This window comes from Sphingomonas sp., from assembly GCF_965200105.1.
Lineage (GTDB): Bacteria > Pseudomonadota > Alphaproteobacteria > Sphingomonadales > Sphingomonadaceae > Solisphingomonas.
Genome location: NZ_CBDATN010000002.1, coordinates 1,578,456 through 1,592,020, shown reverse-complemented (window position 1 = coordinate 1,592,020; position 13,565 = coordinate 1,578,456). Strand labels below are relative to the sequence as shown.

At 68.4% G+C, this 13,565-nt stretch carries 14 protein-coding genes, 1 tRNA gene and 1 pseudogene; 5 read left to right on the top strand and 11 right to left on the bottom strand.

Annotated elements, in window-relative coordinates:
* Positions 1 to 2: 2 nt before the first annotated feature.
* The 7 genes and pseudogenes from ACOFKX_RS09055 to ACOFKX_RS09025 form a co-directional block, all read right to left on the bottom strand.
* Positions 3 to 446, bottom strand: a complete 444-nt coding sequence (locus ACOFKX_RS09055; protein WP_419826674.1) for a chemotaxis protein CheW — start codon at positions 444 to 446, stop codon at positions 3 to 5.
* A 23-nt stretch (positions 447 to 469) separates the two neighbouring features.
* On the bottom strand, positions 470 to 835 hold the full coding sequence (locus tag ACOFKX_RS09050) for a response regulator (RefSeq protein ID WP_419827388.1): 366 nt from the start codon (positions 833 to 835) through the stop codon (positions 470 to 472).
* A 71-nt stretch (positions 836 to 906) separates the two neighbouring features.
* Entirely contained in the window at positions 907 to 1,944 is a 1,038-nt protein-coding gene (locus ACOFKX_RS09045) for a protein-glutamate methylesterase/protein-glutamine glutaminase (protein WP_419826673.1), read from the bottom strand.
* On the bottom strand, positions 1,941 to 2,771 hold the full coding sequence (locus ACOFKX_RS09040) for a CheR family methyltransferase (RefSeq protein ID WP_419826672.1): 831 nt from the start codon (positions 2,769 to 2,771) through the stop codon (positions 1,941 to 1,943). Before ACOFKX_RS09040 ends, ACOFKX_RS09045 begins: the two co-directional genes overlap by 4 nt.
* A 23-nt stretch (positions 2,772 to 2,794) precedes the next feature.
* Positions 2,795 to 4,927 carry a chemotaxis protein CheA gene (locus tag ACOFKX_RS09035; protein ID WP_419826671.1) on the bottom strand — a complete coding sequence of 711 codons (2,133 nt, stop codon included), beginning with the start codon at positions 4,925 to 4,927 and terminating at the stop codon, positions 2,795 to 2,797.
* Between the two features lie 10 nt (positions 4,928 to 4,937).
* The gene (locus ACOFKX_RS09030; RefSeq protein ID WP_419826670.1) at positions 4,938 to 5,213 is read right to left on the bottom strand and encodes an STAS domain-containing protein; all 276 of its coding nucleotides are present in this window, start codon (positions 5,211 to 5,213) and stop codon (positions 4,938 to 4,940) included.
* A gap of 25 nt (positions 5,214 to 5,238) precedes the next feature.
* Positions 5,239 to 6,677: pseudogene (locus tag ACOFKX_RS09025) on the bottom strand (methyl-accepting chemotaxis protein).
* A 235-nt stretch (positions 6,678 to 6,912) separates the two neighbouring features.
* Between ACOFKX_RS09025 and ACOFKX_RS09020 the strand changes: the two are divergent.
* Entirely contained in the window at positions 6,913 to 7,089 is a 177-nt protein-coding gene (locus tag ACOFKX_RS09020) for a hypothetical protein (RefSeq protein ID WP_419826669.1), read from the top strand.
* Between the two features lie 1,154 nt (positions 7,090 to 8,243).
* Here ACOFKX_RS09020 and ACOFKX_RS09015 read toward each other — a convergent pair.
* Positions 8,244 to 8,330 (bottom strand) — tRNA-Leu (locus ACOFKX_RS09015).
* Between the two features lie 111 nt (positions 8,331 to 8,441).
* Positions 8,442 to 9,164, bottom strand: a complete 723-nt coding sequence (locus tag ACOFKX_RS09010) for a zinc-ribbon domain-containing protein (RefSeq protein ID WP_419826668.1) — start codon at positions 9,162 to 9,164, stop codon at positions 8,442 to 8,444.
* 197 nt (positions 9,165 to 9,361) lie between these two features.
* On the opposite strand from ACOFKX_RS09010, the gene ftsE reads away from it, so the two are divergent.
* From ftsE to ACOFKX_RS08990, 4 genes are read left to right on the top strand one after another with little or no spacing between them, the layout of a single operon-like run.
* Positions 9,362 to 10,078, top strand: coding sequence for a cell division ATP-binding protein FtsE (gene ftsE / locus ACOFKX_RS09005; RefSeq protein ID WP_419826667.1), 717 nt, complete (start codon positions 9,362 to 9,364; stop codon positions 10,076 to 10,078).
* Positions 10,075 to 10,959 carry a cell division protein FtsX gene (locus ACOFKX_RS09000; protein WP_419826666.1) on the top strand — a complete coding sequence of 295 codons (885 nt, stop codon included), beginning with the start codon at positions 10,075 to 10,077 and terminating at the stop codon, positions 10,957 to 10,959. Before ftsE ends, ACOFKX_RS09000 begins: the two co-directional genes overlap by 4 nt.
* A complete protein-coding gene (locus ACOFKX_RS08995) occupies positions 10,956 to 11,489 on the top strand; it encodes a YdcF family protein (protein WP_419826665.1) in 534 nt (177 codons plus the stop codon). The genes ACOFKX_RS09000 and ACOFKX_RS08995 overlap by 4 nt, the downstream gene beginning before the upstream one ends.
* Before the next feature lie 11 nt (positions 11,490 to 11,500).
* Positions 11,501 to 12,217, top strand: a complete 717-nt coding sequence (locus ACOFKX_RS08990; protein ID WP_419826664.1) for a lysophospholipid acyltransferase family protein — start codon at positions 11,501 to 11,503, stop codon at positions 12,215 to 12,217.
* Between the two features lie 255 nt (positions 12,218 to 12,472).
* Here the strand turns inward: ACOFKX_RS08990 and ACOFKX_RS08985 are convergent, their stop codons facing one another.
* Both ACOFKX_RS08985 and fdxA read right to left on the bottom strand, forming a co-directional pair.
* Positions 12,473 to 12,991 (bottom strand): CarD family transcriptional regulator, encoded by a 519-nt coding sequence (locus ACOFKX_RS08985; RefSeq protein ID WP_419826663.1) that lies wholly within the window; start codon positions 12,989 to 12,991, stop codon positions 12,473 to 12,475.
* Positions 12,992 to 13,189: 198 nt separating this feature from the next.
* Positions 13,190 to 13,528: a ferredoxin FdxA gene (gene fdxA / locus ACOFKX_RS08980; RefSeq protein ID WP_419826662.1), complete on the bottom strand. Its 339-nt coding sequence runs from the start codon at positions 13,526 to 13,528 to the stop codon at positions 13,190 to 13,192.
* Between the last annotated feature and the right edge of the window lie 37 nt (positions 13,529 to 13,565).

The window sequence follows — 13,565 nt, the reverse complement described above, 5'->3', positions numbered from 1 at the left end:
CTTCAGGCGGCGTCGGCAAGCGCGGGACCGGTCTCGATCAGGCGATCGAGAGCGAGGATCAGGACGAGGCGATCGTCAATGGTGGCGAGCCCTTCCAGGAACTGCGCCGCGGCCGCGTCCGTGAGGTCGGGCAGCGGCTGCAGTTCGTCGGCGGGCACTTCCACGATATCGTTCACGGCATCGACGATCAGGCCCTGGAGCTGGTCGGCGATGCGCACCACGATGATGACGTGGCGCGCGCTCGGGTCGGTCACGCCCCAACCGAGCCGCTGCTTCAGATCGAGCACCGGCAGAACCACGCCGCGCAGGTTGACGACCCCCCTGACGTGCGACGGCACGTTGGGCAGCGGGGTAGCGGGAGACCAGGCTCGGATCTCGCGTATCGTCATTATGTCGATGCCGAGGATCTGTTCGCCAAGCTGGAACGTGATGAGTTGGCGGGGCAAGGTCGGTCTCCTTCTCGAACGGGTCAGTACATTACGCGCCGGACTGCGGCGGCAAGCTTGTCCGGGTCGAACGGCTTGACGATCCACCCCGTGGCGCCCGCTGTCTGCGCGCGCTCCTTCTTCTCGTCCGAACTCTCGGTGGTGAGCACCAGGATCGGCAGGCCGCGGTGCTCGGAGCGCGTACGCACCTCGTCTATCAACCCGAACCCGTCCAGGCGTGGCATGTTGATGTCGGTGATGAGGAGGTCCGGGCCCGCGTCTTCGATCCGCTCCAGCGCGTCGACGCCGTCTTCGGCCTCCACGACGTCGTAGCCGAGATCCGAGAGCGCGAGGCGGAGCAGCATGCGCATGCTCGGCGAATCATCCACGATCATGATGGTGCGAGCCATGAAACGGTCCTTCGGTTCCCGCGTCTCGCCCTGAAGACCGGCGGTGCGACGCGGCTTGGCACGCGCGGCCATCATGCCCGCAGCTCGCTGAGCAGCCGCCCGGCGATGCGGGAGAGCGGCAGCTCGATGGCCACGGCATCCGCCTTGCGCGCCGCCATTGGCATTCCGTAGACGACGCAGCTCTCCTCGTTCTGCCCGATGGTGAAAGCGCCGGCGTCGCGCATCGCCCTCATGCCCCTGGCGCCGTCATTGCCCATGCCGGTCAGGATCGCGGCGGCGGCGCGCCCGCCTGCCGCGCGCGCGATGCTGTGGAAAAGCCTGTCGACCGACGGGCGGTGCCCGTTCACCTTGCCATCCGGCACCAGCCGGCATCGCCAAGGTCCATCGCCCGCGATCTCGAGGTGGCGCTCTCCGCCGGGCGCTAGATACACGTGGCCGGGCAGCACCGGCCCGCCGTGTCGCGCCAGTTCGACGCGGGGCCGCGACAGCCGATCCAGCCGTGCCGCGAACGTGCCGGTATAGGCCTCGGGCATGTGCTGCACGATGACGGTCGGCGGGCAGGTCTCGGGAAAGCCGGCAAGCAGCTCGATGAGCGCCTCGACGCCGCCCGTGGAGGAGCCGACTGCGAGCATCGTGCCCTCGCGTGGGCGGTAGCTGGGGGCGGCGCCCGCGGCCGTTGCGGCCCCCGGCAGCCGGGTGCGGATCCGGTGCCGGCTGCGCGCCGCCGCCTTCACCTTGGCCGCGACCTCGGCGGAATACTCGCCCGTCACCGCGGCGCCGTTGACGGGTTTGCCGATGCTGTCGAACGCGCCGAGTTCGAGCGCGCGGATGCTCGCGTCTGCGTGGCGCTGCGTCAGCGTAGAGATCATCACCACCGGCGTCGGGCGCAGTCGCATGATCTTTTCGAGGAAATCGAGGCCGTTCATCCCCGGCATCTCGATGTCCAGCGTGACGACGTCGGGGTCCAGCGTCTTCATGAGTTCGCGCGCGCGCGCCGGGCAATCGGCGGTGCCGACGACCTCGATGCCGCCATCGCGCGTGAGCGCGTGGCTGATGATCGCGCGCATGGAAGGGGAGTCGTCAACGACGAGGGCGCGGACGGCGCTCATGCGTCGACCTTCCGATATATGGTGCGTCCGATGCTCGCGAAGCGCGGCGCGACGTCGGCGGCCAGGCGCTCCGAGTGGCCGATATAAAGAAATCCGCCGGGCGCGAGCTGGTCGGCAAGGCGCGCCTGAAGTCGAGCCTTGGTGGCCTCGTCGAAGTAGATCATGACGTTGCGGCAGAAGATCGCGTCGAAGCGGTTGCGCATCGGCCATGGACGCAGAAGGTTGAGCGGCCGGAACGCGATCGGTGCGCGCGCCCCCTCGGCGATGGCGAAGCCGTCCTCCGTGGGCTCGGTCCACAAGGCGCGCAGCGCCGCCGGGATGGTGGACGCCACGTCCTGCGGGTAGCGGCCCGCCCGCGCGGCAGTTAGGATGGTCTGCGAGAGATCGGTCGCCAGCACGCGGAAGTCTCGGCTCGCCAGTTCGCGCGCCAAGCCCTTCTCACGGCCGAGCGCGGCGATGACGAAGGTGTAGGGCTCCTCGCCGCTCGAGCACGCCGCGGACCAGAGGCGCACGCGCCCGCCCTCGGCGAGTCGGCGGCGCAGCGTCGGCCAGACCTCCGCGACGAAGTGATCGAAATGATGGCTCTCCCGGAAGAAGCCGGTGTGGTTGGTGGTGAGCGCGTCGACGGCGCGGGCGCGCTCGTCGGCGTCCTCCTCGATCCGCACGACATAGTCGGCGAAGCTGTCGAGCCCGCACGCGCGCACTAGGCGAGCCAGCCGGCCGTAGACGAGCTGCGCCTTGTTGGGCGCGAGCACGATGCCCGCCTCATCGAAGGCGAGCCGCGCGATCGCGGCGTGCTCGCCGGCACCGAACTGGTACCTGTCCACGCGGGTTGCTGAAGCCGCCGCGCTCACGCCGCACGCTCCTGCGGGCTGGCGCATCGCTGCTCGCGTCGCCAGCGGGAGATCAGCGCGTCGATGTCGAGGATCAGCGCGACCTGCCCATCGCCGAGGATCGTCGCGCCCGCAAGGCCGTGGATCGCCTGATAGTTGGCCTCAAGGCTCTTCACGACGACCTGCCGCTGATCCTGTATGGTATCGACCATGAGCACCGCTTGGCCGTCGTCGCTTTCAACGACGATCAGAACCGCCTGGGTAGGGTCGGCGGCGGCATCCGCGATGCCGAGCTGATCGGCGACGCGATGCATGGGCACGTAGGTTCCGCGCACGTCGAACAGCGCGGACTGAGCGCCGAGCCGGCGCACCTGGCCTTTTTCGGGTCGCAGGCTCTCGACGATATGGCCGAGCGGGATCACGAAGGTCTGCGTGCCGACGGTGACGATCATGCCGTCGAGCACCGCGAGCGTCAGCGGCAAGCTGAGCGAGAAGCTGGATCCGCGACCGAGTTCGGACTGGATGCCGATGCGGCCCCCGAGCGCCTGGACGTTCTTTCGAACCACGTCCATGCCGACGCCGCGGCCGGAAACATTGGTGATCGTCGCTGCCGTGGAGAAGCCCGGCGCGAAGATCAGATTGTCCGTCTCCTCGTCGGTAAGGCTTGCATCTGGCGGAATAATGCCGCGCTCGATGGCTTTAGCGCGCACGCGCCCGCGGTCGATGCCGCGCCCATCATCGGCGACCGTGATGACAATCCTCCCGGATTGGTGCGCGGCGGACAGGCGCACGACACCTTCCTCGGGTTTGCCGGCTTCCCCGCGCTCCGCCGGGCCTTCCAGCCCATGGTCGACGGCGTTGCGGATGAGATGGGTGAGCGGTTCGCCGATGCGCTCGACGACGGTCTTGTCGACCTCGGTCATCTCGCCTTCGACCTCGAGACGGACGCGCTTTCCGGTCTCGCTTTCGAGCTCGCGGATGATGCGGGGAACCCGGCTGAACACCGTCTTCATCGGCTGGGCGCGGATCGCCATGGTGCTCTCCTGAAGCTCACGCGTCAGGAGATCGAGGTCGGAAAGCTCGGAGACGCCGGTCAGCCCGTGTTGGGAGAGGCACTGCGCCAGCATCGACTGCGTGATCACGAGCTCGCCGACCAAGTTCACCAGCCGATCGAGCTTATCGAGATCGACGCGGATCGTTTGAGTCGCGGCCGGAGCGGTCGCTCGCGGCGGCGGGGCCGCGGTGTCGGCAGTCTGCGCCGGTGCCGGGGTGTCGGCGGTCCGCGCCGGGGCTTGCCACGCCGTCATGGGCGCGGGCTCGGCCGGGACGGGAGCCACGGGTTCCAAGTCAAAGAACAGGTCCGACGGCGCAACCTGCTGCGCACACTCCTTCTTCACGACAAGCTCGCCGCCGCTCATGAAGTCGAACGCCGAGCGGATGTCGGCCTCGGCCACCGATCCCGGAACGGAGATCGTCCAGCGGAGGTAGCTCTGCTCGGGATCAAGCAATGCGAGCGAAGGCATCGAGCCGGTGTCCGCCTCGATCACCATCCCGCCGAGCGCCGCAAGCTCGCGCAGCCACAGCAGCGGCTCCGCGCCATTATCGAACGCGCCCGCTTCGGGCCGGACCTCGACGGTCCACACATCGTCTTCGGCCACGGCATCGCCACCCCCTTCGATAAGGTCGAAGAGTCCGTCGAAGCCGTCCTCAAACGATGTGGCGGTGCCGGTAGCAGGCGCGACCCCGGCAAGCTCGATCGCTGCCTGCCCGCCGCCGACGTCCGCCGCCTCGGCGAGGCGCGCCAGCATGGCGGCGTCTGCGGGCGGCTCGCCGCCGTCGCGCGCTGTCGCGACATGATCGGCAAGCATGTCGAAGGCAGCGATGATCGTGCCGACGAGCGCCGGGTCCAATGCGAGCGTGCCGTTGCGCACTAGGTCGAGCAGCGTTTCGTAGCAGTGCGTGAATGCTTGAAGAGCCTCATGCCCGAAGGCACCCGCGCCGCCCTTGATCGAGTGTACCGAGCGGAACACGGTGTTGATCGTCTCGGGATCGGTGTCGCCGGCGCGGATCTCGGCGAAGCTGGCCTCGATCGTCGCGAGACCTTCGTCACACTCCTGGAAGAAGATCTGCTGAATCTCGTCAAGGTCCATGGTGCCGTCCTTAATCGGTCGGGTCGAGGACGGCGGCGAGGCCAGCGAGCGTCGCCGCGTCGCGAAGCGGCTTGCTTGCTTCGGCGATCCCGAAGGCGAGACCGGCCTCCGCCGCTGCGGCTCGTGCAGCCGTGAGGAGCTGCAGGCAGGCCAGGCCGCTGTGGTCGACCTTGCTGCCGTCGAGCAGCAGGGGGCGGCCGAGTTCTAGCCGGCTCACCAGCTCGCGGTGGAGGGGGGCCGCCGCCGCAGTGTCGAGCCTCGCCTCAAGAGGATGGACGACGATCATGCAGTGAACCTTCAGCCGAGACGGATCAGAAGGCCGACCAGTCGTCGTCCCTGGCGAGCGTTACCGCCGCGTTCCCGCGCGAGGAGGCCGTACTGGCAATCCGGCGCGCCGCGACGGCGGCGCGATCCTGCAGCTTGCGGACCGGGTTAGCAGGCTTCGCAGGCTGGTCCTGGGTGGCGGCGAGCTTGAAGCGCGCGACGTGGCGGGCGAGCGCTTCTGCCTCGCTGGAGAGGCTGCGCGCGGAGGCCGTAGCCTGCTCCACCATCGCGGCGTTCTGCTGCGTCACGCCGTCCATTTCGGAGACGGCGGTGTTGACTTGTTGCAGACCGGTTGCCTGATGCTCCGCCGACGACGCGATCGCCGACATGAGCGTGCTGATCTCCGCGATGCGCGTGATGATGCGCTGGAGCGCCTTGCCCGTTTCGCTGACGAGCTCAACGCCCACATCGACTTGCTCGGAACTTGCGAGGATGCGCGTTTTCACGTCCTTTGCAGCCTCCGCCGAACGCTGGGCGAGGGCGCGCACCTCGGAGGCGACTACCGCAAATCCCTTGCCGGCGTCTCCCGCGCGGGCCGCCTCGACGCCGGCATTCAGAGCCAGCAGGTTGGTCTGAAATGCAATCCCGTCGATCACCGTGATGATCTCGGAAATTTCCGTGGAGCCACGCTCGATCCCGCTCATCGCGTCCATCGCGCGGCGCACTACGTCTCCCGAATGCTCCGCTTCGATGCGCGCCTCGCCGACGACCGTGTTGGCGCGGTTGGCGCCCGCCGCCGTTTCGCGCACCGCCGAGGTGATTTCCTCCATCGCCGCCGCGGTTTGCTCAAGGCTGGCCGCCTGCTGCTCGGTACGTTGCGAGAGATCGTCCGAGGCCTGGCGGATGTCGCCCGCACCATTATTGATGCCCGAGGCGGCTTCGACGACTGCGGACATCGTGTCGGACACGGTCTCCATGGCCGCGTTGAAGTCCCTCGTGAGGTTGGCGAACGCCCCTTCCAAACCCGAGCCGATGCGTGCGGTGAGATCACCATTCGCTAGAGCGGACATCGCGGTGCCGACGCTATCGACGATAAGGTTTTCTTGTGCTTCCCTCGCGCGTTCGGCGGCTACCACTCGCTGAGCGTTCTCGCGAAACACGGCCATGGCGCGTGCCATCCGGCCAACGCAGTCCTTATGTTCCGAAAACCGGATCTCGCTGTCGAGTTCGCCGTTGGCCAGCGCCTCCATTCGAAGCACCGTCGCGACATAGGGATCCGAGATCAGCTTACCGCTGGCCCGAACCGCGAACAGCGTGAGCAGGAAGAGCGCACAAGCCAGTCCGACATAGATGTGATACTGTTCCGGCGAGCCCGAGCAGCGAGATATGTTGTCGCCACACCCGAGGCCGAGACCGCGCCGTGCATGCAAAGAAGAACTTTGAACTTGCTACGGATCGGCGCATGCTTTTGAAACCAAGTAAGCATTTTCTATCCTCACCGGCATGCTGGAATTTGGCAAAACGTCAGGACGAAGTTGGAGCTTGCGAGACTTATCCTCATCGTTCATAAAAATAGGGATTATTGCTTAACAAGCGACTAATGTCCTTGCGAGGCTGATCAGCCCTTTTTGGGTGGTCCAGGCTTATCGTGCCCTAGCAGACCTCTGCGCGGGTGGTTGTAGACGGCGAGCGTCGCACGTGACTCCATAGCGCCTCTGGTGGTGGAGGCCTGCGCGGCGCAGCGGGCGATCGGACAGGATGGGTTCGGCTTTGCGCGACGGGAGCGGCCGCGATCGACGTTCGGCAAAATCGCCGCGCTGGTTGCCTGGGAGTCGATCGCGGCGTTGCTGGGTCAGCTCTACCCGGCGACCGAAGGCGAGCGGCTTGGCCGCCGGTGACATCATTTGAGGCGCGGCTGCTGGCGGTGTGGCATGGCCTGTCGGACTTGAAACTGGCCGATGCGCTGGACGATTGAGCCTCGCTCCACCGGTTGTGCAATTCCTCGCGCACTAAGGCGACGCCGGAGCGCACGGCGTTCGTTCGCTTGCGTCGGCTGCTGGTCGCTCAACGCCTGAACTGTGCATTGATTGATGCCGTTACGGCTCAGCTCACCGCGAGGGCGATCACGGCAAAGATCGGTACTATCGTCGATGCGACGATCGTCCCGTCCGCTAGCGAGGATGATGCTCACAGTCTCTGGTGAAACACAGGGGCAAGCGCGCAACGCACGACTTCACGGCGCATGTCGACTGCGATGCGGACACCGCACTTGTCGAGAGGAGGCGGTCGCGCCGGCCAACGTGAACGACGGGCGCGCCGGCCCCGACGCGCTGCCAGACGATCCCGGCGAGGTCTTCGCCGACAGCGCCTATATCGCGGGCGGATCCGCTCCTCGGCTGCGGCATGGTCTGGCACCTCTTCGGCTTCCACCACCGTAATCGCCAAGCTGGGCCGGTGCCTTCGCAAGCCCCGGCAGCCTAGAGCCGCTGATAGAGGCAACGCCGACCGACACCGACGGAACGTGCCTGCGTGACGCGGTCACCGCCACCGTGAAGGCGCATGCCGGACTGCTCGAGCCCCGTGGCAAGCGCGAACTGCACCGCTGAGCGGCGGCGCGCAATGCCGCCCGTCAGGCTTCGTGAGCGAAGGTCGCAGGTTATCGCGAGCATGGTTCGTGCGCGGCTGGTCTCCCATCAGCGGTCAGCGCCACCTGACGCGGCGTGTTCGCTGCCGACGGTTGAAAGGCTCAATCGCGGCGGTGCGTCAGATTGGATCCAAACGGTCGGTGGAGGTCCCCGGTTCGCGAGGACTTCTCAGACCTCGCCGCCCAGGCAGGTCACGCCCGAGATGGCGGACGCCTTCACGTCGCTCGCCGCGACCGCCTCCGCGGTGAGATTCCGACAGCGAGCAACGCCTATGTGGCGCTATTCGTCTCGGAGGTCGCGGTCGACCAGAAATGCACTCGCATCTCCGGCTCGACCAACAGGCCAGACTCGGCCGTCGGCAAGGTCAAACCGGCGTCAGGAGGATGGGGCCCTCTTCTGCTCGGGAGTGGTGCGGTCGAGAAGACTCGAACTTCCACGGCCTTTCGGCCACAGCCACCTCAAGGCTGCGCGTCTACCAATTCCGCCACGACCGCACGCCGATGCTCGCCCGTCGAAGCTCCCTGAGGAGGGCCGGCAGGCCGGTAGGCGGGTGCCCCTAGCAAGGGGTCGCGGAGGGCGCAAGCGGCTTGGGAGGCGCGCCCCGATCAGCGGTCGGCATCGCCCGCGAAGCTGAGGTTGAGCGCCTTAGATCCGCGCGGCACGTCGACCTCGGCGCTGTCGAAGTCGGCGCTCGCCTTTGGCGCCAGGGCGCGCACGGGTGCCGCGATCGTCCAGCCGTAGACGACATGGCCGGCGGCGTCGCGCAACTCGGCGCGGATGTCCGGCACGGTCTGCATCGTCGCGGTCGGGTTGACGATGCGGCCGGAGACCGCGAACAGCTCGTTACCGCTGGCCATCATCCGCCGATCGGGCTTCTGCACGACTTGGAGCATCAGAGGGCTGTCGCCCGCGCTCCGTCCCGAGGCCGCCGACCAGCGTGGACCCAGCCACACGAGCAGCAGCGCGGCGAGGAGCAGCACGGCCGCCGCCGTCGCCGCCGCCCAGGTGTAGATCTTGAGGCGGTTGGGCGTCGCGCGGAACGGCGGCTCGAACGCGGCATAGGCTTCGGAGGGCACGGCACTCGGCCGGATGTCGGACGAGATGGCGCCGGCTGGCAGCGGGCGCGACGGCACCCCCGCAGGAGGCGGCGCAATGTCGGCGGTCGGCGGCGGCGCGAAGGACGTCGGTGGCGCCGCAGGATCCACCACCGGCGGATCCTGGAACCAGCTGTGCCGACATGACGCGCAGCGCACCTGCCGCCCTTCCGGGCCGACCGCGCTGTCGGGAACCAAATAGCGCGTGCCGCACGCCGGACAGCTCAAGATCATGCCAGCGGCGCCCCTCGCCCGAACCCTTACCCCGCTTTGGTCTAGGCGGTTCGGACACGCGCTGGCAAGCGGCGCGCGACGAGGCGAGATGCCCGACGAAGCGTGGGGCGGCGACGCTTGCCGCGCCCGGCGTGCCTGTGCGAAAGCGGCATTGGCGACGGTCGGGTCGTCGGGCGAGGGCCGGCGGCGCGCGGAGAATGGCGGGGATCGTCCAGTTCGAGGATGTCGGCCTGCGCTACGGCCATGGCGAGGAGACGCTGTCCGACCTGAGCTTCACGCTCGGGATCGGCGGCTTCTACTTCCTCACCGGGCCCTCCGGCGCGGGCAAGACGTCGCTGCTCAGGATGCTCTACCTGGCGCAGCGTCCGACGCGCGGCAGCATCCGGCTCTTCGGCGAGGACGTGGTGCGGCTTCAACGTGGCCGCCTGCCCGGCTTCCGACGGCGGATCGGCGTCGTCTTCCAGGATTTCCGCTTGATCCCGCATCTCTCCGCCTACGACAACATCGCGCTGCCGCTCCGCATCGCGGGCGTCGACGAACGCGACCTCGTGACGCCGGTGCGCGAGATGCTGACCTGGGTCGGCTTGGGCGAGCGCGCCGATGCGCGGCCGGCGACGCTATCGGGCGGCGAGCAGCAGCGCGTCGCGATCGCCCGCGCGGTGATCGGACGTCCGGAGGTCCTCCTGGCGGACGAGCCGACCGGCAACGTCGATCCCGAGATGGCGGCGCGGCTGCTTCACCTGTTCGACGCGCTCAACACGCTGGGCACCACCATCGTCGTTGCTACCCATGACATTCACCTGCTCAGCCGCGTCGCCAAGGCCGAGGTGATGCGGATCGAGGATGGCCGCCTGGCGGACCCCACCGGCGCGCTGCGTTTCCCGCCGCTGCGCGACGGCGGGCCACGCTCGTGATCCAGCCGACTGCCGCTGATCGCCGCCTGCTGCCCGAGGGGCGGCTCGCAGGTCCGATGCCGTGGGTCATCGCGATCATGATGTTCCTGACGACGCTCGCCGCCGCCGCCGGCTTGGCGATGCGCGCCGCCGCCGACCGGCTGGGCGACGGGCTCGACCGGCAGGTGACGGTGCAGGTGATCGCCGCCGATGGCCGGGTTCGCGACGCGCAGGCCGGCGCGGCCGCGACGGCGCTCGCCCACCAGCCGGGGGTGAGCGCGATCCGCCGGGTCGGCGCCACCGAGATGGAGCAGCTGCTGAAGCCATGGCTGGGCGACGCCGGGCTCGACCGTGACCTGCCGCTGCCCGCGATGATCGACGCCGAACTTGACGCAGGCGCGCGACTGCGCATTGGCGCGATCGCCGACGCGGTGCGCGCCGCCGCGCCCGCCGCGCGGCTGGACGATCACGCGCGATGGATTGGGCCACTGGTGTCGCTGGTCCGCTCGCTCGGCGTCCTCGCGGGCGGCATCGTCGCGCTGATGGCGGGGGCGACCGCTGCCGCCGTCGTTCTCGCGGCGCGTGCCGCCCTCGATACCCATCGCTCGACTATCGACGTCATGCACCTGATGGGCGCGACCGACGTGCAGATCGCGCGGCTGTTCCAGCGCCGCCTCGCGCTCGACGCGCTGTTCGGGGCAGGCGTCGGCTTCGCGGGGGCGATCGCGGTGCTGCTGTCGCTTGGCCGCCGTATTGACGAGATCGGCTCGGGCCTCGTCGGGTCGCTGGGGCTGGGCGTCGGGGGCTGGCTGTTGCTCCTGATGTTGCCGGTCGCCGCGGGCGTGGTCGCCCTCGCCGCCGCGCGGCTGACGGTGGTACGCGCGCTCGGGCGGACGCTGTGATCGCGCGGCTGTTGGCGATCTTCGGCATAGGCTGGGCGCTGGGCTTCGTGGTCTACGCGACGACGCTACCACGCCCCGCCGATGCCGCCGCCGCCACGGATGCGATCGTGGTGCTGACCGGGGGCGCCGGGCGGCTGCAGCGGGGGCTCGATCTCATCGCTCGGCACCGCGCGCTCCGCCTGTTCGTATCGGGCGCCGACCGCACCGTGCGCAAGCGCGAGCTCGCCGTCGAGACGGGCCGGCCGATGGCGTTGTTCGACTGCTGCGTCGATCTCGGCCAGGAATCGGTTGATACCCGCTCCAACGCGCGCGAGACGGCGGGGTGGATCGCGCGACACCGCTACCGCAGCCTGCGCCTCATCACCACCGACTGGCATATGCCGCGCGCGCATCGCGAACTCGCCTCCGCGCTGCCTCGCCGTTTCCCGATCCTAATCGATCCGGTGCCCAGCGAGCCGGGGCTCGCGACGCTGTTCGCCGAGTATAACAAGTATCTGCTGCGCAGCGCCGCAGCGCCGTTCGGCTACTGAGTGAATCGTCGATGAGGCTGTTGCGCGCGATCCTGTTCACCGCCGCATTCAACGGCGCCACCACGGTCATGACGATCGCGGGGGTGCCCGTAGCGTTTGCGGGGCGGCGGCGGCTGGCGCGCTACGTCACGCAATGGGGTCGGCTGCACGGAGCCTTGTCGCGCACGCTGCTCGGCATCGACCTGCGCATCGAGGGTGCGATGCCCCCGGCGCCGGTGCTCGTCGCGGCCAAGCACGAGAGCGCGTACGAGACGCTCGCGCTGCTGCTGCTGGTCGACGACCCGGTGATCGTGCTCAAGCGCCAGTTGACGCGGGTGCCGGTGCTCGGCCGTCTGATGGTGCGGCACGGCGCGATTCCCGTCGACCGCACCGCCAGCGCGGGCGCGCTCCGCCAGATGCTGCGTGCCGCCGATGCCGCCAAGGCGGCCGGGCGTAGCGTGCTGATCTTCCCAGAGGGCACGCGCGTCGCGCATGGCGAGGCGCCGCCGCTTCAGGCTGGGTTCGCCGGGCTCTACGCGCGCCTCGGCCTGCCGGTGGTGCCGATCGCCACCGACGCGGGCGCGCTGTGGCCGCGCGGCCTCGTGAAGCATCCCGGCACGATCCGGCTCCGCATCGGCGAACCCATCCCGCCCGGACTGCCGCGCCGCGAAGCCGAGGCCAGAGTCCACGCCGCCATCAACGTGCTGCGGCCGGACGGGGGGGCGTCCGGCATCGTGACCAGGAATTAGCCGGCATGATCCGGGCGCCAGTCGTCTGCGGGAGCCGGGCGACGCCGGCATGTGCCAAATGCGCAGGAGGCGATCCTGATTGAAGGCCAACCTGCGCGTTGTCTCGTTGCCTGATCGGCTTGAAGTCACGCTCGTCATGGATCGAAGATGGCTCGGCTGGATCGCCATGAGATGGCGGCAGGAGTCGTGCGAGTTGAGCCGCCAACGATTAGGGCGGCCGCAGCCGCCCTTCGTTCATCCGACGACTGCCTCGCCTTATTTGGCGTACTGGACTGCCGCCTCTCGCAGGATTTCCAGGATCTTCTCTTGTGCCCGCGGCTCGTCGGTCTCCTCCATCGCGGCGAGCTCGCGCGCGAGACGGGACGTCGCGCCCTCGAAGATTTGGCGCTCGGAGTAGCTCTGCTCAGGCTGATCCTCGGCGCGGAAGAGGTCGCGCACGACCTCCGCGATCGAGACCAAGTCGCCCGAATTGATCTTGGCCTCATATTCCTGCGCGCGCCTGGACCACATCGTGCGCTTCACCTTGGGCTTGCCCTTCAGCGTCGTGAGCGCCTCCTGCAGCGTGATGGAGGAGGACAGCTTGCGCATCCCCACGCTCTCCGCCTTGTTGGTCGGCACGCGTAGCGTCATGCGCTCTTTTTCGAAGCGGAGGACGTAGAGTTCCAGCTTCGCGCCCGCGATTTCCTGGCTCTGAAGCTCGATCACGCGGCCGACGCCGTGCTTGGGATAGACGACGTAATCGCCGACGTCGAAACTCAGCGCCTTGGCAGCCATGATGAACCTTTCCGGATCTTGGCGACCGCACGAACCCAAGCGGCGCGCGCCTGGCGCGACCGTCGGCGACCGCGCGATCGCCTGCATCGAAGAAGCGGGCGCAAGAACGGCGCCCAACCGGAGCCGTTTAGCAGCTTTCAGCGGAAAAGTGTAGGCTTTCGCCGGCGCGATATGGTGCGCCCACGAAGCGTTCGGGCGTCAGTCGCCCTGGCCGGGATCGGGCGAGAAATATTTGTCGTACTTGCCGTCCTCGCCCTTGTGCGCGTCGGCGTCGGCCGGCGCATCGCGCTTGCGGGTGATGTTGGGCCATTGCGCCGAGAAGGTGGTGTTGAGCTCCAGCCACTTCTCCAGCCCGCCCTCGGTATCGGGCAGGATCGCCTCGGCCGGGCATTCGGGCTCGCACACCCCGCAGTCGATGCACTCGTTGGGGTTGATGACGAGCATGTTGTCGCCCTCGTAGAAGCAGTCGACGGGGCAGACCTCCACGCAATCCATATACTTGCAGCGGATGCAGGCGTCGACGACGACGTAGGTCATGCTCGAAGGACTCTCAGGCGGCGCCAAGGGGGCAGTC

Excerpts from the sequence above, each read along its gene's own strand:
- ACOFKX_RS09030 (WP_419826670.1), bottom strand. The coding sequence starts at position 5,213 with ATGATCGTCGTCCATCCTCTTGAGGCGAGGCTCGACACTGCGGCGGCG.
- fdxA (WP_419826662.1), bottom strand. The coding sequence starts at position 13,528 with ATGACCTACGTCGTCGTCGACGCCTGCATCCGCTGCAAGTATATGGAT.
- ACOFKX_RS09010 (WP_419826668.1), bottom strand. The coding sequence starts at position 9,164 with ATGATCTTGAGCTGTCCGGCGTGCGGCACGCGCTATTTGGTTCCCGAC.
- ACOFKX_RS08985 (WP_419826663.1), bottom strand. The coding sequence starts at position 12,991 with ATGGCTGCCAAGGCGCTGAGTTTCGACGTCGGCGATTACGTCGTCTAT.
- ACOFKX_RS09050 (WP_419827388.1), bottom strand. The coding sequence starts at position 835 with ATGGCTCGCACCATCATGATCGTGGATGATTCGCCGAGCATGCGCATG.
- ACOFKX_RS09035 (WP_419826671.1), bottom strand. The coding sequence starts at position 4,927 with ATGGACCTTGACGAGATTCAGCAGATCTTCTTCCAGGAGTGTGACGAA.
- ACOFKX_RS08990 (WP_419826664.1), top strand. The coding sequence starts at position 11,501 with ATGAGGCTGTTGCGCGCGATCCTGTTCACCGCCGCATTCAACGGCGCC.
- ftsE (WP_419826667.1), top strand. The coding sequence starts at position 9,362 with ATGGCGGGGATCGTCCAGTTCGAGGATGTCGGCCTGCGCTACGGCCAT.
- ACOFKX_RS09045 (WP_419826673.1), bottom strand. The coding sequence starts at position 1,944 with ATGAGCGCCGTCCGCGCCCTCGTCGTTGACGACTCCCCTTCCATGCGC.